The 1,174-nt window shown below is 67.8% G+C and carries 1 pseudogene; it reads left to right on the forward strand.

Annotated features, from left to right (window positions below):
- A pseudogene (locus AB0912_RS35930) lies at nt 1-1,077 on the forward strand (alpha-1,4-glucan--maltose-1-phosphate maltosyltransferase); the annotation flags it as partial.
- Nucleotides 1,078-1,174: the final 97 nt, after the last annotated feature.

Here is a 1,174-nt window from a genome sequence, read left to right on the forward strand (position 1 = left end):
GCCCTCCAGTGCTCCCCCGACCACCCCTGGGTGGAGAAGCACCCCGAGTGGTTCCACCACCGCCCCGACGGCACCATCGCCTACGCCGAGAACCCGCCCAAGAAGTACCAGGACATCTACCCCATCGCCTTCGACAAGGACATGCCCGGCCTGATCGCCGAGACGGTACGGGTGCTGCGGCACTGGATGGACCACGGCGTCCGCATCTTCCGCGTCGACAACCCGCACACCAAGCCGGTGATGTTCTGGGAGCAGGTCATCGCGGAGATCAACCGGACCGACCCGGACGTGATCTTCCTGGCCGAGGCGTTCACCCGGCCGGCGATGATGCGCACGCTGGGGGCCGCCGGTTTCCAGCAGTCGTACACCTATTTCACCTGGCGCAACACCAAGCAGGAGCTGACGGAGTACCTGACGGAGCTGTCGGGTGAGGCGGCGGCGGTGATGCGGCCCAACTTCTTCGTCAACACCCCGGACATTTTGCACGAGTTCCTCCAGCACGGGGGCCGGCCGGCCTTCGAGGTGCGGGCGGTGCTCGCCGCGACCCTCTCCCCGACCTGGGGCATCTACAGCGGCTTCGAGCTGTGCGAGAACGCCGCGCTGCGTCCGGGCAGCGAGGAGTACCTGAACTCGGAGAAGTACCAACTGCGCCCGCGCGACTGGGAGTCGGCGGAGCGCGAGGGCCGCAGCATCGCGCCGCTGGTGCGTTTGCTGAACGCGGTCCGGCGGCGCAGTCCCGCGCTGCGCCAACTGCGTGACCTGCACTTCCACCACGCCGACCAGGACGCGGTGATCGCCTACTCGAAGTCGGCCGGCGACGCGCACGGTTCGAACACGGTTGTGGTGGTGGCGAACCTCGATCCCCACCACACCCAGGAGGCCACGGTCTCGTTGGACATGCCACGGCTCGGCCTGGACTGGCACGAGTCCGTGCCGGTGCGCGACGAGCTCACCGGCGAGACCTATCACTGGGGCAGGACCAACTATGTGCGCCTGGAGCCCGGGCACCGGCCCGCGCACGTCTTCACCGTCCTGCGACCGTCCTCACCGCAGATCGGAGGGTCACCCACCACATGATCGTCAATGAGCCCGTCCCGGACACGTTCGAGGACACCCCGGCCAAGGACCGCGATCCCGAGTGGTTCAAGCGCGCCGTCTTCTACGAGGTCCTGGT

Source organism: Streptomyces sp. NPDC007084 (genome assembly GCF_040703595.1).
In the GTDB taxonomy this organism is placed as follows: Bacteria; Actinomycetota; Actinomycetes; order Streptomycetales; family Streptomycetaceae; genus Streptomyces.